Source organism: Achromobacter sp. ISS7, assembly GCF_056523125.1.
Map to the genome: position 1 here is coordinate 4,125,018 of NZ_JAWRZD010000001.1, position 21,282 is coordinate 4,146,299.

19 protein-coding genes are annotated in these 21,282 nt (G+C 68.9%); 14 read left to right on the top strand and 5 right to left on the bottom strand.

What is annotated here, in order from left to right; all coding sequences use genetic code 11:
• Window positions 1-10: 10 nt before the first annotated feature.
• The 3 genes from AC1HFW_RS18585 to AC1HFW_RS18595 form a co-directional block, all read right to left on the bottom strand.
• Window positions 11-1,240: a CaiB/BaiF CoA transferase family protein gene (locus AC1HFW_RS18585; RefSeq protein ID WP_104021639.1), complete on the bottom strand. Its 1,230-nt coding sequence runs from the start codon at window positions 1,238-1,240 to the stop codon at window positions 11-13.
• A 483-nt stretch (window positions 1,241-1,723) separates the two neighbouring features.
• Window positions 1,724-2,872 carry an acyl-CoA dehydrogenase family protein gene (locus AC1HFW_RS18590; RefSeq protein ID WP_479284787.1) on the bottom strand — a complete coding sequence of 383 codons (1,149 nt, stop codon included), beginning with the start codon at window positions 2,870-2,872 and terminating at the stop codon, window positions 1,724-1,726.
• Window positions 2,873-2,906: 34 nt separating this feature from the next.
• Window positions 2,907-3,530 carry a TetR/AcrR family transcriptional regulator gene (locus AC1HFW_RS18595; protein WP_006392562.1) on the bottom strand — a complete coding sequence of 208 codons (624 nt, stop codon included), beginning with the start codon at window positions 3,528-3,530 and terminating at the stop codon, window positions 2,907-2,909.
• 200 nt (window positions 3,531-3,730) lie between these two features.
• On the opposite strand from AC1HFW_RS18595, the gene AC1HFW_RS18600 reads away from it, so the two are divergent.
• Both AC1HFW_RS18600 and AC1HFW_RS18605 read left to right on the top strand, forming a co-directional pair.
• The gene (locus AC1HFW_RS18600; RefSeq protein WP_035359926.1) at window positions 3,731-4,702 is read left to right on the top strand and encodes an NAD(P)H-dependent flavin oxidoreductase; all 972 of its coding nucleotides are present in this window, start codon (window positions 3,731-3,733) and stop codon (window positions 4,700-4,702) included.
• Window positions 4,699-5,439 carry an enoyl-CoA hydratase-related protein gene (locus AC1HFW_RS18605; RefSeq protein ID WP_006392560.1) on the top strand — a complete coding sequence of 247 codons (741 nt, stop codon included), beginning with the start codon at window positions 4,699-4,701 and terminating at the stop codon, window positions 5,437-5,439. The genes AC1HFW_RS18600 and AC1HFW_RS18605 overlap by 4 nt, the downstream gene beginning before the upstream one ends.
• A 30-nt stretch (window positions 5,440-5,469) precedes the next feature.
• Here AC1HFW_RS18605 and AC1HFW_RS18610 read toward each other — a convergent pair whose 3' ends face one another.
• A complete protein-coding gene (locus AC1HFW_RS18610) occupies window positions 5,470-6,303 on the bottom strand; it encodes an enoyl-CoA hydratase/isomerase family protein (protein ID WP_006392559.1) in 834 nt (277 codons plus the stop codon).
• A gap of 99 nt (window positions 6,304-6,402) precedes the next feature.
• On the opposite strand from AC1HFW_RS18610, the gene AC1HFW_RS18615 reads away from it, so the two are divergent.
• From AC1HFW_RS18615 to AC1HFW_RS18625, 3 genes are all read left to right on the top strand, one after another.
• A complete protein-coding gene (locus tag AC1HFW_RS18615; RefSeq protein ID WP_479284789.1) occupies window positions 6,403-7,272 on the top strand; it encodes an NAD(P)H-hydrate dehydratase in 870 nt (289 codons plus the stop codon).
• A 120-nt stretch (window positions 7,273-7,392) separates the two neighbouring features.
• Window positions 7,393-7,626: a hypothetical protein gene (locus AC1HFW_RS18620; RefSeq protein WP_006392557.1), complete on the top strand. Its 234-nt coding sequence runs from the start codon at window positions 7,393-7,395 to the stop codon at window positions 7,624-7,626.
• Window positions 7,627-8,120: 494 nt separating this feature from the next.
• Window positions 8,121-9,734 carry an ABC transporter substrate-binding protein gene (locus tag AC1HFW_RS18625; protein WP_061072610.1) on the top strand — a complete coding sequence of 538 codons (1,614 nt, stop codon included), beginning with the start codon at window positions 8,121-8,123 and terminating at the stop codon, window positions 9,732-9,734.
• A gap of 97 nt (window positions 9,735-9,831) precedes the next feature.
• Here the strand turns inward: AC1HFW_RS18625 and AC1HFW_RS18630 are convergent, their stop codons facing one another.
• The gene (locus AC1HFW_RS18630; protein WP_006392555.1) at window positions 9,832-10,746 is read right to left on the bottom strand and encodes a LysR family transcriptional regulator; all 915 of its coding nucleotides are present in this window, start codon (window positions 10,744-10,746) and stop codon (window positions 9,832-9,834) included.
• A gap of 164 nt (window positions 10,747-10,910) precedes the next feature.
• On the opposite strand from AC1HFW_RS18630, the gene AC1HFW_RS18635 reads away from it, so the two are divergent.
• The 9 genes from AC1HFW_RS18635 to AC1HFW_RS18675 all read left to right on the top strand — a co-directional run bounded on the left by AC1HFW_RS18635 (window position 10,911) and on the right by AC1HFW_RS18675 (window position 21,089).
• On the top strand, window positions 10,911-12,347 hold the full coding sequence (locus AC1HFW_RS18635) for a M20 family metallopeptidase (RefSeq protein WP_479284792.1): 1,437 nt from the start codon (window positions 10,911-10,913) through the stop codon (window positions 12,345-12,347).
• 53 nt (window positions 12,348-12,400) lie between these two features.
• Window positions 12,401-13,372: a M14 family metallopeptidase gene (locus AC1HFW_RS18640; RefSeq protein ID WP_241072924.1), complete on the top strand. Its 972-nt coding sequence runs from the start codon at window positions 12,401-12,403 to the stop codon at window positions 13,370-13,372.
• A gap of 65 nt (window positions 13,373-13,437) precedes the next feature.
• Window positions 13,438-15,081 (top strand): ABC transporter substrate-binding protein, encoded by a 1,644-nt coding sequence (locus tag AC1HFW_RS18645; RefSeq protein ID WP_479284795.1) that lies wholly within the window; start codon window positions 13,438-13,440, stop codon window positions 15,079-15,081.
• A 48-nt stretch (window positions 15,082-15,129) separates the two neighbouring features.
• Window positions 15,130-16,107, top strand: coding sequence for an ABC transporter permease (locus tag AC1HFW_RS18650; protein ID WP_006392551.1), 978 nt, complete (start codon window positions 15,130-15,132; stop codon window positions 16,105-16,107).
• Between the two features lie 5 nt (window positions 16,108-16,112).
• Window positions 16,113-17,030, top strand: coding sequence for an ABC transporter permease (locus tag AC1HFW_RS18655; protein WP_061072615.1), 918 nt, complete (start codon window positions 16,113-16,115; stop codon window positions 17,028-17,030).
• Window positions 17,027-18,010 (top strand): ABC transporter ATP-binding protein, encoded by a 984-nt coding sequence (locus tag AC1HFW_RS18660; RefSeq protein ID WP_061072616.1) that lies wholly within the window; start codon window positions 17,027-17,029, stop codon window positions 18,008-18,010. Before AC1HFW_RS18655 ends, AC1HFW_RS18660 begins: the two co-directional genes overlap by 4 nt.
• Window positions 18,007-19,017: an ABC transporter ATP-binding protein gene (locus AC1HFW_RS18665; RefSeq protein WP_006392548.1), complete on the top strand. Its 1,011-nt coding sequence runs from the start codon at window positions 18,007-18,009 to the stop codon at window positions 19,015-19,017. The genes AC1HFW_RS18660 and AC1HFW_RS18665 overlap by 4 nt, the downstream gene beginning before the upstream one ends.
• A gap of 5 nt (window positions 19,018-19,022) precedes the next feature.
• On the top strand, window positions 19,023-19,928 hold the full coding sequence (locus tag AC1HFW_RS18670; protein WP_479284799.1) for an alpha/beta hydrolase family protein: 906 nt from the start codon (window positions 19,023-19,025) through the stop codon (window positions 19,926-19,928).
• A gap of 33 nt (window positions 19,929-19,961) precedes the next feature.
• Window positions 19,962-21,089, top strand: coding sequence for a M20 family metallopeptidase (locus AC1HFW_RS18675; RefSeq protein WP_006392546.1), 1,128 nt, complete (start codon window positions 19,962-19,964; stop codon window positions 21,087-21,089).
• Window positions 21,090-21,282 lie beyond the last annotated feature (193 nt).

The window sequence follows — 21,282 nt, forward strand, 5'->3', positions numbered from 1 at the left end:
CGCCGGCGGATCAGGACGGGCTTTGCGCCAGCGCCTGGATTTCCGCGGCCGTCAGCCCGAGCTTTTCGGCCAGCACCTGCGCGGTGTGCTCGCCCAGCATGGGCGGCGCACGGCGGTATTCGACCGGGCTGCCCGAGAACTTCAGGGGGCTGGCCGCCATGGGCACGGTGCCAGCCGTCGGGTGCGGCAGCTCGCGCTTCATGCCGCGCGCCAGCACCTGCGGATCTTCGTAGACCTGCTCGAGCGTGTTGATCGGGCCGGCCGGCACGCCCACGGCCTCGAGCGAGGCGAGCCAGTGGTCGCGCGCGCCGGTGGCCATGCGCTCGGCCAGCAGCGGCACCAGCGCCTCGCGGTTCTTGACGCGCTGCGGGTTGGTGGAAAAACGCGGATCGGCCGACAGCTCGGGCAGGCCGATGGCGCCGCAGTAGTTGCGGAACTGGCTGTCGTTGCCCACGGCGACGATCAGGTGGCCGTCGCTGGCGGCGAAAACCTGGTACGGCACCAGGTTCTGGTGCGCGTTGCCGGCGCGGCGCGGGGCGTTGCCGGAGGTCATGTAGTTCAGGTTCTGGTTCGCCAGCATGGCGACCTGGCAGTCCAGCAGCGCCATGTCGATGTGCTGGCCCAGGCCGCTGACCGAACGCTCGTGCAGTGCGGCCAGGATGCCGACGGTGGAGTACATGCCGGTCATCAGGTCGGCCACGGCCACGCCCGCTTTCTGCGGACCGCCGCCAGGCAGGTCGTCACGCTCGCCGGTGATGCTCATCAGGCCGCCCATGCCCTGGATCATGAAGTCGTAGCCGGGGCGGCTGGCGTAGGGGCCGGTCTGGCCGAAGCCGGTGATGGAGCAGTAGATCAGGCGCGGATTCACTTCCTTGAGGCTGGCGTAGTCCAGGCCGTATTTGGCCAGGCCGCCGACCTTGAAGTTCTCGACCAGGATGTCGCTCTGCAAGGCCAGTTCACGCACCAGTTCGGCGCCGCGCGGCGAGGCGATGTCGAGGGCGACGGAGAATTTGTTGCGGTTGGCCGAGAGGTAGTAGGCGGCTTCGGTGGTGTCGTTGCCGGCCGCGTCCTTCAGGTACGGGGGGCCCCAGGCGCGGGTGTCGTCACCGGCCCCGGGGCGTTCGATCTTGATGACTTCGGCGCCGAGGTCGGCCAGGTTCTGGGTGCACCAGGGGCCGGCGAGGACGCGGGTCAGGTCCAGGACGCGGATGCCTGTCAGGGGAGCGGGACGTTGCGACATCTTTTATCTTTTCGCCAAAGAGTAGTAGGTCAGTGGGGATATTAGCCGGTGGGGGCTTGGGTGTGTTGGGGTGGTCAGGGCGTGGACGGTTGGGTTCTTGAGACGCCCTTTGCGGGGTGGGATCGGGAACGGGGGGCTACGATTGCGGTCCGGAGCGTTCGCTCCGGACTCCCCCATCCTCATCCTCGTCCTCGCCTTCGGCGACTCCTTCGGATTCCGTCGGGCGCATCTACACGCCCCCCATTCCCGATCCCACCCCGCAAAGGGCTGCATTGAAGGCTCATGACAGACGTTGGGACCGACCGTGTGCTTGGCATTCTGGCGGCGACCATGAGCGGAGGAGAGAGGAGTGCGGGGCCCGCCAAAGGCGGCTGCGCGGGCAGCCTTCTTTGGCTTACGTGGGGTCTTGCGTTTCAGTGATGGCGCTGCGCGCGGGTGGAGGCGGTCTCGCTTGGGTGCGAGCGACGCGGCGCGCGGCGCGGCTTAGCTGTTGGCCTTGATGACCTCGCGGGCGATGACCAGTTGCTGGATCTGGGAGGTGCCTTCGAAGATGCGGAAGAGGCGGACGTCGCGGTAGAAGCGTTCCACGGCGTATTCGGACATGTAGCCGGCGCCGCCGTGGATCTGGACGGCGCGGTCGGCGACGCGGCCGACCATTTCGGTGGCGTAGAGTTTGCAGCAGGCGGCCTGCATGGTGGTGTTCTCGCCGCGGTCGCGCATGCGGGCGGCGTCCAGGACCATGCAGCGGGCGGCATAGAGTTCGGCCTGGCTGTCGGCGATCATGGCCTGGATCAGCTGGAACTCGGCGATGGGCTGGCCGAACTGCTTGCGTTCGGTGGCGTATTTGACGGCGTCGCGCAGCAGGCGGTCGGCGATGCCGACGCACAGGGCCGAGATGTGCAGGCGGCCCTTGTCGAGCACGCGCATCGAGGTGCGGAAACCGTTGCCCTCTTCGCCGCCCAGCAGCGCGGAGGCGGGGACGCGGCAGTTGTCGAAGACCACGTCGCTGGTCAGGGCGCCGGCCTGGCCCATTTTCTTGTCGGGCTTGCCGATGATCAGGCCCGGCGTGCCGGCTTCGACCAGGAAGCACGAGATCGAGTTGGCGCGGCGCTCGGGCGCGGTGCGGGCCATCACCGAGAACAGGCCGGCGATGGGCGCGTTGGTGATGTAGCGCTTGGTGCCGTTGAGCACGTAGTGGTCGCCGTCGCGTTCGGCCGCCAGGCGCAGCGCCATGGCGTCGGAGCCGGCGTCGGGTTCGGTCAGCGCGAACGAGCCGATCAGCTCGCCGCTGGCCAGGCGCGGCAGGTAGCGGGCGCGCTGTTCGTCGGTGCCGGCCAGCACGATGGCCTGCGAGCCGATGCCGATGTTGGTGCCGGCCAGCGAACGGAACGCGGGCGAGGTCTGGCCCAGTTCGAACACCACCTTCACTTCCTCTTCCATCGTCAGGCCCAGGCCGCCATGGTCGGGCGAGATCGAGAGGCCGAACAGGCCCAGCTCGCGCATCTCGGCGACGATGTCCGGCGGCACCTGGCCGCTGGCGGCCAGTTCGTCCTCGGCGGGAATCAGGCGTTCGTGCACGAAGCGGCGCACGGCGTCCAGCAACAGGGTCAGGGTTTCGGTATCCAGGGCCATGATCAGAGTCTCTCGGGGTGCGGGGCGGCGGCGCTCAGGGGCGCATGCCGCCAACCAGTAAATCGAAATAGCCGGCGGCGATGGTCTCGGCGCTGTCGCCCTGGCCGGGCTTGTACCAGCGCACCATCCAGTTCAGCATCGACAGCACGGCGCGGCCGGTGGCGGGCACGTCCAGCGATCGGAACGCGCCTTCGGCCACGCCTTGCGCGATCAGGTCGCGCAGGCGCTTCTCGTAGCCGTCGCGCAGGCGGGCGGCATCCTCGCGCTCGGGCAGCGCCATGCCGGAATAGCCGATCAGCATGGTGACGAACTCGGCGTGGTGCTGCTCGAAGTAGCGGGCGTGGCCCACCATGAAGGCGCGCAGGCGGGCGGCGCCGCCCTCGGCGCGCGCCACGTCCTGGCCCACGTTCTGGGTCAGGCCATTGAGCACGGCCAGGATGATGGCGTCGTAGATGTCCTGCTTGGTGGTGAAGTAGTGATAGATGGCGGCCTTGGACACGCCGATGGCGGCGGCCAGGTCCGACACCGAACTGCCGTCGTAGCCGCTGCGCGCGAACAGCTTGGCGGCTTCGGCCAGGATGCGTTCGCGCGGCGCCGCCAGGGTCGGCGGACGGCCGGCGCGGGCGCGTTTGGAGGCGGGGGCAGCGGAAGTCGCCATGGGCAGGCCTGGTTGGGGCGGCGTCGAGGGCGCCAATGCCGGACCGCGGGCGGTTCCGTTCCATTGACAGCGGTTCGACGCTTGCCGTTAAATAAAGATTAATTAATTACCGGACGGTCGGTAGGTAATTATAGGCACATCCCTTTCCGCCCTTCAAGCGCGGCCTGGGCGCTCAACCCGAAACCACACGTGACGCCGTTATGCCCCACTCCCTAGTGACAGATCTGTATGGCCAGATGTCCCTGCCGGTCATCAGCGCCCCCATGTTCATCGTGTCCAACCCGAAGCTGGTCGTCGCCCAATGCACGAGCGGCATCGTCGGTTCGTTTCCGGCGCTCAACGCGCGTCCGCAGAGCCTGCTGACCGACTGGCTGGACGAAATCCAGGCCGGCCTGGCCTCGTACCGCGAGGCCAACCCCGGCGCCGCGGTCGCGCCCTATGCCGTCAACCAGATCATCCACCAGTCCAACGACCGGCTCGAGCAGGACCTGGCCGTGTGCGCCAGCCACCGCGTGCCGCTCATCATCACCAGCCTGCGCGCCCCCGGCGACCTGGTCAAAGGCATCCACGACTGGGGCGGCAAGGTGTTCCACGACGTCACCACCATCCGCCACGCCGAAAAGGCGCTGGAAGCGGGCGTGGACGGCCTGATCCTGGTGTGCGCGGGCGCGGGCGGCCATGCCGGCACGCTCAGCCCGTTCGCGCTGGTGTCCGAAGTGCGCCGCTTCTATGACGGTCCGCTGATCCTGTCGGGCGCCATCACCTCCGGCGCCCAGGTGCTGGCCGCGCTCGCCATGGGCGTGGACTTCGCCTACATGGGCACGCGCTTCATCGCCAGCGAGGAAGCCAACGCCAGCGAGGGCTACAAGTCCGCCATCGTCGAGGCCAGCGCCTCCGACATCCTCTACACCCCGTTCTTCACCGGCATTCCCGGCAACTACCTCAAGGCCAGCATCAGCGCCGCCGGCCTCGATCCGGCCAACCTGCCGCAGCCCGACAGCGGCGCCTCCAATTTCGGTTCCAGCCGCGTCAAGCCGTGGAAGGACATCTGGGGCGCGGGCCAGGGCGTGGGCAACATCGGCAGCGTGCAGCCGACGCATCAGATCGTCGACACGCTGCGCCGCGAGTACGCCGAGGCCAAGACCCAACTGGCCGCCAGGACCTTCGCATGAGCGCCGGGCTGCGGGTCACGCGCGACGGCGCGGTGCTGACGCTGGTGATCGACCGCCAGGACCGCCGCAACGCCCTCGACACGGCCACCTACGCCGCGCTGACCGAACAGCTCGCGCTGGCCACTGCCGACACCGGCGTGTCGGCGGTGATCCTGGCCGGCGCCGGCGAACACTTCACCGCCGGCAACGACCTGCGCGACTTCCAGGCCGAGCGCGGCGCCGGCGACAGCGCCGGCCTGACCTTCCTGCGCGCCCTGACGCAGGCCGACGTGCCGGTCATCGCCGCCGTCGAGGGCTATGCCATCGGCATCGGCGTGACGCTGCTGCAGCATTGCGATTTCGTCTATGTCGGCGAAGGCGCCACGCTGCGCATGCCGTTCGTGGCGCTGGGCCTGTGCCCGGAGGGCGCGTCCAGCCTGCTGATGCCGCGCCTGGCCGGCGCCCGCCGCGCCGCCGAGTGGCTGTTGCAGGGCAAGGCGTTCTCGGCGCAGGACGCGTGCGACGCCGGCCTGGCCACCGCGGTCACGGCCAAGGGCGGCGCCCTGGCGGCCGCGCAGGCAACCGCCGCCAGCCTGGCCAGGCAGCCGCCAGCCGCCCTGAGGCTGACCAAGGCCATGCTCAAGCGCCCGGACCGGCAGGCGATCCAGGACACGCTCGATTACGAGGCGCAGCAGTTCCGCGCCCGCCTGCAGACGGAAGAGGCACAGGCCGCGTTCGCGGCGTTCTTCAAGAAGTGATGGGCCGGATGAGAACGGCAGCCGTCCCCGTCAGAACGGCGAGTCGGGCCGGAAGTTCGGCGCCCGCCGCTCGCGCAGCGACTGCACGCCTTCGCGCACGTCCGGCCCGCCGAACCCCATGAATTCCAGCGCCAGCGACGTATCGAACGTCGGGCCGGCCATGCGCAGCCAGTTGTTCAGCGAATACTTGGTCCAGCGGATCGCGGTCTGCGAGCCGGCCGCCAGGCGGTTGGCCACCTCGAAGGCGCGGCCGATCAGCTCGGCCTCGTCCACGCACAACGACACCAGGCCAATGCGCTCGGCTTCTTCGCCGCTCACGGTTTCGCACAGCATCAGGTAGTACTTGGCGCGCGCCATGCCGCACAGCAGCGGCCAGACGATGGCGGCGTGGTCGCCGGCCGTGACGCCCAGGCGGGTGTGGCCGTCGATGATGCGGGCGTCGCGCGCGGCGATCGAGATGTCCGCCAGCAGGCCGGCCACCAGGCCGGCGCCGACCGCGGCGCCGTGCATCGCCGACACGATCGGCTTGCTGCAGTTGATGATGTTGTAGACCAGGTCTCGCGCCTCGCGCCAGACGCGGGTGCGCACGTCGAAGTCGTCCGCCATCTGCTGCACCAGGTCCAGGTCGCCGCCGCCCGAGAAGCCCTTGCCTTCGCCGCGGATCACCACCACCCGCGTGTCGGGATCGGTGTCGATATCGCGCCAGATGTCGGCCAGCTCGCGGTGCATGCGGTCGTCGGCGGTGGACAGCTTGCCCGGCTTGCCGTCCTTGGACCCCATGATCAGCTCCAGCACGCCGTTGGGATGGCGGCGAAGCTTGAGGGACTCGTAGGCGGAATAGTGTTCCAGCGTGATATCGGTCATTGTCGTCTCCGGAGGCGCGGGCGGAAGGCCGCGCGTTTTGGGGCACTATAGTGGATAGCCCCTGTCCCGACGCCCCCGCCGATCCCGGAGCCTCAGCCCATGAACACCCCCGCCTCCTCCTTCGCCGGCGAGATCCGCCGCGACGACCTGCCGGCCCTGTTCGCCGTGCGCGATCCGGACACCCATAAAGGCAGTTTCGGCACCGTCGGCGTGGTGGGCGGCGGACGCGGCATGGAAGGCGCGGCGCTGCTGGCCGCGCGCGCCGCGCTCAAGACCGGCGCCGGCAAAGTACTGGTGGGCTTCGCCCAGGACGCGGCGCCGCTGCCCTGCGATCCGCTGCAACCCGAACTGATGCTGCGCGACGCGCGCTCGCTGCTGGATACGGACTGGGGCGTGACCGCCTGGGTCGCCGGGTGCGGCAGCGGCACCGGCGCGACCGCCGCCAACGCCCTGTCGGAACTGTTCGTGCTGCGCCAGGGCGCGCCGCTGGTATTGGACGCCGATGGCCTGAACCTGCTGGCCAGCGGCGGCATCCAGCCCAACTGGGACGATGGCCCGGTGGTGCTGACCCCGCACCCGGCCGAGGCCGGCCGCCTGCTCGCCCAGGACACCGCCCGCATCCAGGCCGACCGCCCGGCGGCGGCCCAGGCGCTGGCGCGGCGTTTCGGCGCCTGGGTGGTCCTGAAGGGCGCCGGCACGGTGGTCTGCGCCCCCGACGGCAGGTGGCGCCGCAACACCAGCGGCAACCCGGGGCTGGCCACGGCCGGAACCGGGGACGTATTGGCCGGCATCCTGGGCTCGCTATTGGCCCAGCGCCTGCCACTGGAACAGGCCGTGGCCGGCGCGGTCTGGCTGCACGGGGCAGCCGCCGACGCCCTGGTAGCCCGGGGCATCGGGCCGATCGGACTGACGGCGGGCGAGCTGGCGGATGCCGCCCGGGGCCTGCGCAACGGCGGGCCGATGGCCTAAGTCCCCGGCACAAATACATTTTTACAACATCCTAGGGTTTACCCCTAAAAACGCGTTGCTTTTATTTTAGGGTTATCCCTATAATGGTTTACCCCAAGACGAAACGGACTGGAGCCAACCATGAGCGAACTGACCCTGAACCACACTGCCCGCCTGACCGACGCGCTGGAGCGTGACCTGCTCCGCGGCGCCCTCGAGAACCAACCGAATTCCCACCCGCTGACCAACCTGAAGAAGGCTGGCCAGGCGATCGCCGCCGCCGTTGCTGGCGTGTTCGCCTTCATCGACGAAGTCAACGAATCGATGAACAAGGCCCGCGCCGCCAGCTCGCGCTTCTCCGGTTCGCAGTGGTAAGACCAGCCGTGCCGGACTGAGTCGCGACCGATCTCCCGCGATTCAGCACTGGCGCGCTGCCGGTGTAACGCCCGCCGCCCATGCGGCGCCCGTTGCATCGGACCTGGCGTCCGGGGCCTCGGGCCCTCCCCCTCACCGGGCGCCATCGCGCCGCGCCGGCCCCCTTCGCGGGGCCCCCGCGACGCCCTCCACGACGCAATACCCCTGTCGCCCCAGTGCGAAGCCGTCCCGAAGCGGGACCGCCTCGCACTGGGGCGATGGTCATTTTGTGCGCGGCAACGGCGGCGTTCGCCCCTCTCGGCGTTTACCCTAGCGTCGGCCCGGCGCGCATTGACAGCGCGCGAACCCCCTACCGATAATCGGCCCCTTGCCGTCGTGCCTGGCGCCAAAAACACCGCAAGCCCCCCGGCCGACGTTGCGTTTCCCCGGTTGGCCCGCCCGCTGTTCCCCGCCCCCAGCACGATCCGGTTCGTTCCCCATCCGGAGTTGTCACCATGAAGTTGCGCACCACCCTGGCCCTTGTGGCCGCCGCCATTCCCTTGGCCGCTGCCCAGGCCCAGACGCTGAAGATCGGCCTGTCCGCCGAACCCACCTCGGCCGACCCCCACTACCACAAGATGACGCAGAACGACGCGTTCTCCGCGCACGTCTACAGTTCGCTGGTGGGCCGCAGTGCCGACATGAAGCTGGTGCCCGCGCTGGCCACGTCCTGGAAGAACCTGGACGACCTGACCTGGGAATTCAAGCTGCGCGACGACGTCAAGTTCTCCAACGGCAAGCCGTTCACGTCCGAAGACGTGCTGTTCACGATCTGCCGCACGCTGAACAACGAGACCAACGTGTCGCAGTCCTACATGGACACGACCAAGCTGATCACCGACGTGCAGACGCCGGATGCGCACACCGTCATCATCAAGACCGGCGCCCCCTTCCCGCTGATGCCCGCCGAAATGGCGCGCTCGCTGCCGATCGTCTGGAACGGCATCGTCGAGCACGGCAAGCTGACCTTCGACCCGAAGAAGGGTTGCGGCGTGACCGGCCCATGGCCCACGGTGGCCGACTTCAACAACGGCAAGGACGCCATCGGCACCGGCCCGTACACCCTGAAGTCGTACGTCAAGGGCACCGGCATCGAGCTGGTGCGCAACGAGAACTACTGGGGCCCGAAGCCCTACTGGAAGGAAGTGAAGTTCGTGCCGGTGCCGGCCGCCGGCCCGCGCCTGACCGGCCTGCTGTCGGGCGACTTCGACATGATCGAGAACCCCGCCGCGCGTGACCTGCAGCGCCTGAAGGACAACCCCAAGTTCGGTTTCGTGGCCACGCCCTCGACCCGCCTGGTGTTCTTCCAGCCCGACGTGGCGCGCAACCCGAGCCCGTTCGTCAAGAGCGCCGACGGCAAGAACCCGCTGCAGGACCTGCGCGTGCGCCGCGCCATCTCGATGGCCATCGACCGCAAGACCATCACCGCCCGCATCATGGACGGCATGGCCACCCCGGCCTACCAGTACATGCCCGACGGCATGTTCGGCGCGCTGCCCAAGGCCCCGGAAATCAAGTACGACCCGGAAGGCGCCAAGAAGCTGCTGGCCGAAGCCGGCTACCCCAATGGCTTCGAGCTGACGCTGTCGTCGACCAACGACCGCTACGTCAATGACGGCCAGGTGGCGCAAGCCGTGGCCCAGTACCTGGCCCGCGTCGGCATCAAGACCAACGTCGACGCCATGACCGCCTCGATCTACTTCCCCAAGCGCGCCAAGCGCGAGTTCAGCTTCTCGATGGGCGGCTGGCCGGCGGAAACGGGCGAAGCCTCGGCGCTGTTCCAGCTGTGGGTCGCCTCGCTCGACTCGCCCAACAGCCTGGGCACCAGCAACTACGGCGGCTTCACCAACGCCGACTTCGACAAGGTCTACAAGCAGGCCATCGTCACGGTCGACGCGCCCAAGCGCGAGAAGCTGCTGCAGGAAGCCACCCAGATCGCGCTGGACAACGTGCCGCTGATCCCGCTGCACTTCGAAAGCAGCATCTGGGCCTTCCGCAAGGGCATCTCCTACGAAGGCCGCCGTGACCAGTTCACGCTGGCCACCTCGGTCAAGCCCGACGCCAAGTAATCCGGCGCGCGCGACATGAAAACGGCTGCCTTCGGGCAGCCGTTTTTCTTTGGGCGCGGGCGGCGCCGCCGAAACGCCCGGTGGCCTCGTGGCGGCCTCAGGCGCCCGGCCCTTCCTCCAGCAGCACGTCCAGCTCGCGCGACAGCAGGTCGATGAAGGCCTCCGTCTTGGAGGGCAGCTGGCGCCCCTGCATGACGTGCAGCTGCAAGGTGCGCGACTGCAGCTGCGCGTTGGAGATCGGCACCGCCACCAGTTCGTCGCGCTTCAGGCTCCAGGCCACCGAGATGTAGCCGCTGAGCATGATGGCGTCGGAACCGAACACGAAGCCATGCAGCGGCGAGGAATCGTTGCAGGTCAGGGTGGGTTCGAGCTGCACCGACTCCAGCAGGCAGCCCATCTCGAACAGGTGCCGGGTGGTGGTGCCCGGGCCGGTCAGCGCCAGCGGATAGCGGCCCAGGTCCTGCAGGCTGACGCTCTTGCGGCCGGCCAGCGGATGGCCCGCGGCCATCACCGCGTGCACCGGCGCGCGCCGCGAATAGCGCACGCTGACGCCGCTGAGGCGTTCGACGTTGAAGGTCATGCCCAGTTCGACGCTGCCTTCGGCGACGCGGCGCGCGACGTCGGCCGGCGTGCCCACGTGCAGGTCGAAGCGCGCCTCGGGCCAGTCGCGGCGAAAGCGCGCCATGGCCGACGGCAGGAAAATGCGCGCCACGCCTTCGACCGCCGCCATGCGGATCTCGTTGCGCGCCATGCCCTTGAGCGCGGCGATCTCCTGCAGCACCGAATCCGATTCCAGCAGCGTGCGGCGCGCGTGGGCCAGCAGCAGCCGGCCGGCCTCGCTCAGCACCATGCCGCGCGCGGCGCGCTCGAACAGCGGCGCGCCCGCTTCTTCCTCCAGCTTGGCGATCTGGCGGCTGATGGCGGACACCGCCACGTGCAGGCGTTCGGACGCCCCGCTCAGGCTGCCCGCCTGGGCCACCTCGACAAAGTATCGCAGGGCGATGCCGTGCATGTTTCCCCCTCGCTGGGGCCTGACGCCGATGAAAATAGCTTTGCCTTTTTTGCAAAGCTGCCGATAAATATTCTAATTGTAGAGAAAGCTTCCCTGATCCTAGAATTTGCGCAACGATTCAGCAGGGTGCGCAATGACGCGCCCCGCCAAACAAGGGGAAGTCCGTGCCAGCAGCAGTCACGAGCGCCAGCCGCGCCGCCGCCATCGGCCGCGCGGTCGCGTACGCCGATAGCGGCGCCTTGCAGCGCGACCTGGCGGAACTGGTCGCGCACCGCACCGAAAGCCAGGACCCGGACCAGCGCCCCGCGCTCTACGACTACCTGCGCGCGGCGGTCGCCCCGCGCCTGGAGCGCCTGGGCTGTGCCTGGCGCGTCGAGGACAACCCCGTCGCCGGCGGCCCGCCGTTCCTGCTGGCCGAACGCATCGAAGACCCCGCCCTGCCCACCGTGCTGATGTACGCCCACGGCGACGTGGTGCGCGGCTACGACGAGCAGTGGCGTGACGGCTTGGCGCCCTGGCGGCTGACCGCCGAAGGCGACCGCTGGTACGGCCGCGGCACGGCCGACAACAAGGGACAGTACTGCGTCAACATGACCGCGCTGGAACAGGTGCGGGCCGAACGCGGCGGGCGCCTGGGCTTCAATCTGCGCATGCTGGTGGAATGCGGCGAGGAAGTCGGCTCGCCCGGCCTGCACCAGGCCTGTGCCGCCTGGCGCGAGTCGCTGGCGGCGGAAGTCTTCATCGCTTCCGACGGGCCGCGGCTGGCGGCCGACCTGCCGACGCTGTTCCTGGGCTCGCGCGGCACGCTGCTGTTCGACCTGACGGTGGACCTGCGCGGCCACGCGCACCACTCCGGCAACTGGGGCGGCGTGCTGCCCAATCCCGGCATCATCCTGGCGAACGCGCTGGCCAGCCTGGTGGACGCGCGCGGCCGATTGCTTGTCGACGGCCTGCGTCCGCCCGCCATCCCGCCCGCCGTGCGCGAGGCGCTGGCGACCATCCAGGTCGGCCAGGACGACGACGCCCCCGACATCGACCCGGACTGGGGCGAGCCCGGCCTGTCGCTGGCCGAGCGCCTGTTCGGCTGGAACACGCTGGAAGTGCTGGCCTACAAGACCGGCAACCCCGACAACCCGGTGGGCGCGATCCCGCCGCGCGCCAGCGCCACCTGCAACCTGCGCTTCGTGGTCGGCACCGACTGGCGCCAGGCCGAGGGCATCCTGCGCCGCCACCTGGACGCGCTGGGCCTGACGCAGGTCGCCGTACGCGTGCGGCGCGGCACCCCGGCCACCCGGCTGGACCCGGACGATCCGTGGGCGCGCTGGGCCGTGGCCTCGCTGGCCGCCACCACCGGCAAGACGCCCGCGCTGCTGCCCAACCTGGGCGGCACCGTGCCCAACGACGCCTTCTCGGACGTGCTCGGGCTGCCCACCGTCTGGGTGCCGCACTCGTATCCCGCCTGTTGCCAGCATGGCCCCGACGAACACCTGCTCGCCTCCGTGGCGCGGGAGGGCGCGGCGGTCATGGCCGGCCTGTTCTGGGACCTGGGCGAACAGGGCGCGGCCGTGGCCGCGCAACGCGCGCGCCTGACCGCCACCTGACCGCCTTCGGGCGCCATCCCTTATACAATCCCCCTCGCTTGATCGGAGTTCCCATGTCCTCGTCCTCTCCCGCGCCCCGTCCGCGTCCCTTCCTTCTCGCCTGTCCGGATCTGGCGGCCGAGCGCGTGGGCAACACGGATACCCCCGGCGTCTGGCATTTCGACTCCGGCGTGCCGGGCAAGCGCGTGATGCTCAGCGCCCTGGTCCACGGCAACGAGCTGTGCGGCGCCTGGGCCCTGAAGGACGCGCTGGCCGCCGGCCTGCGCCCGCGCCGCGGCTCGCTGACGCTGGCGTTCTGCAACCTGGCCGCGTTCGACCGCTTCGATCCCGCCAACTACGCGCCGTCGCGCTTCGTCGACGAAGACATGAACCGGGTCTGGAGCGAAGACAAGCTGGCGCAGCCCATCAGCCAGGAACGCCGCCGCGCCGCCGCCATCCGTCCGTGGGTGGCGCAGGCCGACTGGCTGCTGGACTTCCACTCGATGAGCAATTCCGAGGTGCCGCTGCAGCTGACCGGCATGGAACAGCGCAACATCGACCTGGCCCTGTCGCTGGGCAATCCCGCCACCATCATCGCCGACGCCGGCCACGCCGCGGGCGTGCGCATGCGCGACTACGGCCGCTTCGGAGAAGCCGGCGACAACGGCACCCGTTCGCTGCTGATCGAATGCGGCTTCCATGGCGCGCCCGAGGCGCGCGGCGTGGCGCTCGACCAGATGGCGCGTTTCCTGGTGGCGGCCGGCACGGTCGACGAGGCCGACCTGCCCGCCGCCTGGTTCGCGCCGCAGGCCAGCGCGCAGCGCGCGCTGCGCGTGACCCACGCCATCGCCGCCAAGAGCGCCGATTTCCGTTTCGCCGAGCCCTGGAAGGGCCTGGAAACGCTGGCGCGCGCCGGCACCGTCATCGGCTGGTCCGAGGGCGAGGCCGTGACCACGCCCTACGATGACTGCGTGCTGATCATGCCGTCCAGCGCCAACCTGCGGGCCGGCGTCACCGTGGTGCGGCTGGCGCAACCGATCGTCTGATTCATCGCGCGGCGCGCCCTCGATGGCGCGCCGCCTCATATAAAAAAACCGCCAAGGGAAGCCGCATGTCCGCAAACGTTTTCATTCGCAGCGCGTTATCCACCTGTACGCTGGTGGCCGCCATGGCCGCCGGCGCGTCCGCCGCCATGGCCCAGTCGGCCCCGCAGACGCTGCGGATCGGCCTGTCGTCCGAACCCACGGCGATGGACCCGCACTATCACCAGGTCACGCCCAACGACGCGATGACCTCGCACATCTTCGAGACCCTGATCGGCCAGGACGCCAAGATGAACCTGGTGCCGCGGCTGGCGACCGCCTGGAAGGCGTTGGACGACACCACCTGGGAATTCACCCTGCGCCAGGGCGTGAAGTTCTCCAATGGCCAGCCGTTCACGCCGCAGGACGTGATCTTCACGCTGTGCCGCGCGTTCCACAACGAGCAGTCGATCGGCGGCTCGTACCTAAGCGTGGTGCAGAAGCTGGCCAGCATCGACGTGCGCGACGGCAACGTGCTGGTCATCAAGACCCACCTGCCCTACCCGCTGCTGCCCAACGACCTGACCCGCAACGCCATGCTGTGGAGCGGCATCGTCGAGCACGGCCCGATCCGCTTCGAGCCCAAGACCGGCTGCGGCGTGACCGGCCCCTGGCCGACCATCAGCGACTTCAACAGCGGCAAGTCCGCCATCGGCACAGGTCCGTACACGCTCAAGTCGTACGTCAAGGGCAGCGCCATCGAGCTGGCGCGCAATGACGCCTATTGGGGCGACAAGCCGGCCTGGCCGAACGTGCGCCTGGTTCCGGTGCCGGCCGCCGGCCCGCGCCTGACCGGCCTCTTGGCCGGCGACTTCGACCTGATCGAGAACCCCGCCGCGCGCGACGTCAAGCGCATCTCGGAAACGCCGGGCTTCGGTTACGTCATCACGCCGTCGGTGCGGGTGGTGTACTTCCAGTTCGACGTGGCGCGCAGCCCCAGCCCGATGGTGCGCGCGGCCGACGGCAAGAACCCGCTGCAGGACCTGCGCGTGCGCCGCGCGATTTCGATGGCGATCGACCGCAAGGCCATCACCGCCCGCATCATGGACGGCGCCGCCACCCCGGCCAACCAGTTCCTGCCCGACGGCATGTTCGGCACGCTGCAGCCGCCGCCCGAACTGAAGTACGATCCGGCCGCCGCCAAGAAGCTGCTGGCCGAGGCCGGCTACCCGGACGGCTTCGAGCTGACCATCTCGTCCACCAATGACCGCTACATCAACGACGCGCAGATCTCGCAGGCCGTGGCCCAGTACCTGTCGCGCGTCGGCATCAAGACGACCGTGGACGCCATGACGCGCTCGGTCTACTTCCCCAAGCGCGCCAAGCGCGAGTTCAGCTTCGCCATGGGCGGCTGGTCGTCGGAAACCGGCGAGGCCTCGTCGTTCCTGCAGTACTGGGTCAGCGCCTTCGACAAGGAACACGGCCTGGGCACCAGCAACTATGGCGGCTATGACAACCCGGCCTTCGACAAGGTCTTCAAGCGCGCCCTGACCACGGTCGATCCGGCCGTGCGCGAAAAGCTGCTGCAAGAGTCCCTGACCCTGGCGCTCGCCGACCTGCCCAGCATTCCGCTGCATTTCGAAAGCAGCATCTGGGCGTTCCGCAAGGGCCTGACGTACGAAGGCCGCGCCGACCAATACACCCTGGCCATGTCGGCCAAGCCCGCCAATTAAGATCGCCGATCCGGCGCCTGCAACCCGAGCCCACCAAGGAAATATCACGTGGCCCTTTTCATCCTACGCAGACTGATCCAGAGTCTGTTCGTGCTGCTGGCCGTCTCGGTCGTGGTCTTCTTCGCGGTGTATGCCGTGGGCGACCCGATCGAGCTGCTGGTCAGCCCCGAAGCCAGCCAGGCGGCGCGCGAGGCGATGATCGCCCGCCTCGGCCTGGACCTGCCCGTGTGGCAGCAATACACAGGATTCCTGTGGCGCGCGCTGCACGGCGACCTGGGCACGTCGTTCGTGCACGGCATCCCGGCCATCGAGCTGATCGTGCAACGCATCCCCGCCACCTTCGAGCTGGTGATCGTGGCCATCGGCCTGACCTGTGTGATCGGCATCCCACTGGGCCTGGTCGCGGGCCTGTACCGCGATGAGCCGCTGGGCCGCGGCATCATGGCGTCGTCGGTGCTGGGCTTCTCGCTGCCGAACTTCTGGCAGGGCATGATGCTGATCCTGCTGTTCGCGGTGTGGCTCGGCTGGCTGCCCGCCACCGGCCGCGGCGACACCGTGACGGTGCTGGGCGTGCGCCTGTCGATCCTGACGGCCGACGGCTGGTCGCACCTGATCATGCCGGCCATCAACCTGGCGCTGGCGAACATCGCGCTGGTGCTGCGCCTGACCGCCTCGGGCGTGGTCGAGGCCCGCAGCCAGGACTACGTGAAGTTCGCGCGCGCCAAGGGCATCAAGCCCGGCCGCATCGTGCGCCGCCACATCCTGCGCAACATCCTGATCCCGGTGGTCACCGTCATCGGCATGGAATTCGGCAGCCTGATCGCCTACTCCACCATCACCGAGACCGTGTTCGCGTGGCCCGGCATGGGCAAGCTGCTGATCGACAGCGTCTACCAGCTCGACCGGCCCGTGGTGGTCGCGTACGTGATGCTGGTCACCCTGATCTTCGTGGTCATCAACCTGGTTGTGGACATCCTGTACGCCGCGCTCGACCCGCGCGTGCAGCTCGTGACCCCCGCTCAATAATCGCCATGGCTCAATCTCCCAATACCGGCCGCACCCGTACCGTCCAGCCCCTGGCCGATACGCCCAAGCGCGCCTCGATCCTGAAGAAACTGCGGGCCCGCCCGACCGTGCGCGGCTCGGTCATCGCGCTCGCCATCCTGGTGCTGCTGGTGGTGTTCGCCCCCTACTTCGCGCCGCAGAATCCCTATGACCTGGCCAACCTGTCGCTGATGGACGGCCGCCTGGCGCCGCGCCAGGCGCTGATGGACGGCAGCATCGCCTGGCTCGGCACCGACGACCAGGGCCGCGACATGCTCAGCGCCATCCTGTACGGCCTGCGCATCAGCCTGATGGTGGGCCTGTCGGCCGTGGTGCTGGCCACCGCCGTGGGCGGCGCGGTCGGCCTGGTGGCCGCCTATATCGGCGGCCTGGTCGACACCGTGCTGATGCGCATCGTCGACTTCATCCTGGGTTTCCCGACCATCCTGGTGGCGCTGGTGCTGCTGGTGGTGCTAGGGCGCGGGGTCGACAAGGTGATCCTGGCGCTGGTGCTGGTGCAGTGGGGCCACTACGCCCGCATCATGCGCAGCCGCGCGCTGCAGGAGCGGCGCAAGGAATACGTCGAGGCTGCCGCCAACCTGGGCTTCCCGGCCTGGCGCATCATGGTGTTCCACCTGCTGCCCAACTGCCTGGGCCCCGTCATGGTGTTCGCCACCATCCAGATCGCCACCGCCATCGCGCTGGAAGCGACGCTGTCGTTCCTGGGCGTCGGCGTGCCGATCACCGAACCCTCGCTGGGCCTGCTGATCTCCAACGGCTTCCAGTACCTGCTGTCGGGCGATTACTGGATCAGCCTGTTCCCGGGTATCGCGCTGTTGCTGCTGATCCTCTCCATCAACATCGTGGGCGACCGCCTGCGCGAAAGCCTGGACCCCAAGCGATGAGCGACGTCCTTCTTGATGTGCGCGGACTGCGCACCGCATTCCATACCGAGGCCGGCGCGTGGCTGGCGGTCGACGGCGTCGACCTGACGGTGCGCCGCGGCGAGATCGTGGGCCTGGTCGGCGAGTCCGGCTCGGGCAAGTCGGTCACCGGCTTCTCGCTGCTGGGGCTGATCGATCCGCCCGGAGAAGTCGTCGACGGCGAAGTGAAGTTCAAGGGCAACGACCTGCGCAAGCTCTCCGAAGAGCAGATGCGCCAGTTGCGCGGCAACCGCATCGCCATGATCTTCCAGGACCCGCTGATGACGCTCAACCCGGTGCTGCGCATCGGCGAGCAGATGATGGAAGCCATCCTGACGCACGAGGACGTGCCGCGCGCCGAGGCCATGGAACGCTGCCGCGAGGCGCTGGCCATGGTCGGCATCCCGTCGCCGGAAAAGCGCCTGAAGAGCTATCCGCACGAGTTCTCGGGCGGCATGCGCCAGCGCGTGGCGATCGCCATCGCCATGCTCAACAAGCCCGACCTGATCATCTGCGACGAGCCGACCACGGCGCTGGACGTCACCATCCAGGGCCAGATCCTGTACCGCATGCAGGAGATCTGCCGCGAGCACAACACGGCGCTGATCTGGATCACCCACGATCTGGGCGTGGTGGCCGAGCTGGCCGACCGCGTCGCGGTCATGTACGCCGGCCGCATCGTCGAGAGCGGCCCGGTCGAACAGGTGCTGGACGCGCCGCGCCACCCCTACACCCGCGGCCTGCTGGACTCGATGCCCGGCGCCACCACGCCGGGCGCGCGCCTGCACCAGATCAACGGCATGGCGCCCAGCCTGGCCGGCCGCCCGTCGGGCTGTGCCTTCCGGCCGCGCTGCACCCACGCGGTCACGCGCTGCACCGAGCAAGCCCCCACCGTCACCACCGAAGGTCCGCGCAGCTATCGCTGTTACGTCCCGATCGCCCGCGAGGCCGAGCAAGCATGAGTCAAGCCGATACCCCTGTCATCGAGCTCAGGAACGTCCACAAGCGCTTCGAACAGCGTCCCGACCTGGCCCAGCGCATCCTGGCCCTGGGCGGCCGCCCGATCGACCGCCGCACCGTGTATGCCGTCAACGGCGTCGACCTGCGCATCGGCCGCGGCGAAGTCGTCGGCCTGGTGGGCGAGTCGGGCTGCGGCAAGTCGACCCTGGGCCGCGTCGTCGCCGGCCTGCACCGCCAGACCGAAGGCGACCTGCTCTATCAGGGCCAGGACGCGCGCCGCCTGCGCGGCGCCGACAAGCTGGCCTACACGCTGGGCGTGCAGATGATCTTCCAGGATCCGCAGGCCTCGCTCAATCCGCGCCAGCGCCTGCGCCAGATCCTGGGCGAATCGCTCAAGGTGCACAAGCTGGCGCCGTCGGCCGAGATTCCCGCGCGCATCGACCAGGCGCTGACCGAAGTGGGCCTGGACACCGAGTACCGCGACCGCTTCCCGCACCAGATCTCGGGCGGTCAGCGCCAGCGCATCGGCATCGCCCGCGCGCTGATGGTGGCGCCCAAGTTCCTGGTGTGCGACGAGCCGGTGGCGGCGCTGGACGTGTCGATCCAGGCGCAGGTGATCAACCTGTTCATGGACCTGCGCGAGCAGCACGGCTTCACCTACCTGTTCATCAGCCACGACCTGGGCGTGGTGCGCCACATCTCGGATCGCGTGGCCATCATGTACCTGGGCAAGATCGTCGAGATCTCGACCTCGGCCGAGATCTTCGCGCGCGCCAACCATCCGTACACCCAGGCCCTGATGGCCGAGGTGCCGGACGTGGCCCGCCGCGGCCGCAAGTTCACGCCCATCAAGGGCGAAATCCCGTCGCCGCTGAACCCGCCGTCGGGCTGTACCTTCAACCCGCGCTGCCCGCACGCCATGCCGCGCTGCCGCGAGCAGGCGCCGACGTTGAAGGAAATCTCTCCGGGCCACTGGTCGGCCTGCCATCTGAACGAAGCCACCGCCTGAACGCCATGAAACCCTCTGACATGTCCAACGTGGACCGCATCGCCATCGAAATGGGCCATGCCGGCCGCAACGCCATCGCCTATATCGACGAGGATCGCAATTCCGATCGCCCGTTCAAGCTGCAGACCTATCGTCCCTACGGCTACACCCCGGACCGCCCGGTGGTGATCGTGCAGCACGGCGTGCTGCGCAACGGCGACGAATACCGCGACTTCTGGGTCGAGGCCGCCGACAAGCACAAGCTGCTGATCGTGGCGCTGACCTTCTCCAACGAGATCTGGCCGGGCGTCGAAAGCTACAACAACGGCCGCGTGTTCTCGGCCGGCGGCAACCCGCGCCACATCGACGGCTGGACCTACGCGCTGGTGGGCAACGTGATCCGCGACATGATCGACGCCGAGATCACCGTCGGCCAGAACGTCTACCTGTTCGGCCACTCGGCCGGCGGCCAGTTCGTGCACCGCCTGATGAGCAGCCAGTCGCACGCGCCGTTCAAGGCCGTGGCGGCGGGCAATCCCGGCTGGTACACGCTGCCGACCTTCGACCACCCGTTCCCCGAAGGCATGGACGGCGTCGGCCTGACCGAGGACCACCTGGTCAAGCTGCTGGCCTACCCGATGACCATCCTGGCCGGCGACCAGGACATCGCCACCGACGATCCCAACCTGCCGTCGGAACCGGCCGCCATGCGCCAGGGCCCGCACCGCTTCGCCCGCGCCCACAACTACTTCGAGGCCGGCCGCAAGGAGGCCGAACGCCGCGGCGTGTCGTTCAACTGGACGCTGCAGGTGGTGCCCGGCATCGGCCACGACGGCCGCGCCATGTCCGCGGTCTGCGCCAGCCTGTGGTTCGACGGCGCCATGCCGAGCGACGCCGAGCTGGCCCGCCTGGCCGGCCAGCAGGTCGCCTGAACGTTCCCTTTCATTCCCGCTAGCAGAATCGCCATGTCCACTTCCCGCACTGAACAACTCGTCGCCGGCATCCAGAGCTGGCTGCAATGCGAATCGCCCTCGAACTTCCCCGATGGCATCGCCGCCATGGCCCGCATCATCGCCGACTACGCGGCCGCGGCCGGCCTGACGGTGGAACTGTCGTCGCTCGGCCCCACCACCGGCCCGCTGCTGTACGCCACCAACCGCGCCCCCGGCGACACCCGCCCCGGCATCCTGATCCTAGCGCACATGGACACGGTGCATCCGGTCGGCACGCTGCTGGAGAACCCGGTGCGCATCGACGGCGACCGTCTCTACGGCCCCGGCAGCTATGACATGAAGGCCGGCATCTACCTGGCGCTGACGGCGCTGGCCAGCGTGGCACGTCCCGGCGCGACGCAACTGCCGGTGGACTTCCTGGTGGTGCCAGACGAGGAAACCGGCAGCCACGCCTCGCGCGTGCACATCGAGCGCTTCGCCGCCAACGCCAAGTACGCGCTGGTGTGCGAACCGGCCCGCCCCAACGGCGGCAAGTGCGTGACGGCGCGCAAGGGCACCGGCATGCTGAACCTGAACGTCAAGGGCCGCCCGGCCCACGCCGGCATGCAGCACGAGAAGGGCCGCAGCGCGATCCGCGAAATGGCGCACCAGGTGCTGGCGCTGGAAGCGATGACGGACTACGAGCGCGGCATCACCGTGAGCGTGGGCACGATCGCCGGCGGCACCGTGACCAACACCGTGCCGGCGCTGTGCCGCTGCGTGGTGGACTTCCGCGTGCCCGACATGGGCGCGGCCGAAGACGTGCTGCGCCGCATGCGCGAGCTGTGCGCGGTGGGCCCGGATGTGGAACTGGACATCGACGTGGAACTGAACCGCCCGCCGATGGTGAAGACCGAAGAAGCCGCCGCGCTGCTGGCGCTGGTGCAGGGCTACGCGGAACGCGCCGGCTTCCTGCTGGAAGACGCGCCGATGACCGGCGGCGGCAGCGACGCCAACTTCACCTCCGCCATGGGGATTCCGACGCTGGATGGCCTTGGGGCGGATGGGGATGGGGCTCATACGTTGAATGAGTACATCTTGGTTTCTACGTTGGAGCAGCGGTTGAAGTTTTGGGAGTTGTTGTTGAAGGAACTTGCTTAGGGTTCTTTTTGCGGGGGGGTTGGAGTTCTTTAGGCGCGGGTGACGGGGCAGGCGGGGGATGGCGGGGCTACGATTGCGGTCCGGAGCGTTCGCTCCGGACTTGCCTAGGCGGCCCCCCCCTTCGTCATCCTCGTCGTCGCCTTCGGCGATTCCTTCGGATTCCCTCGGGCGCATCTACACGCCCCGCCATCCC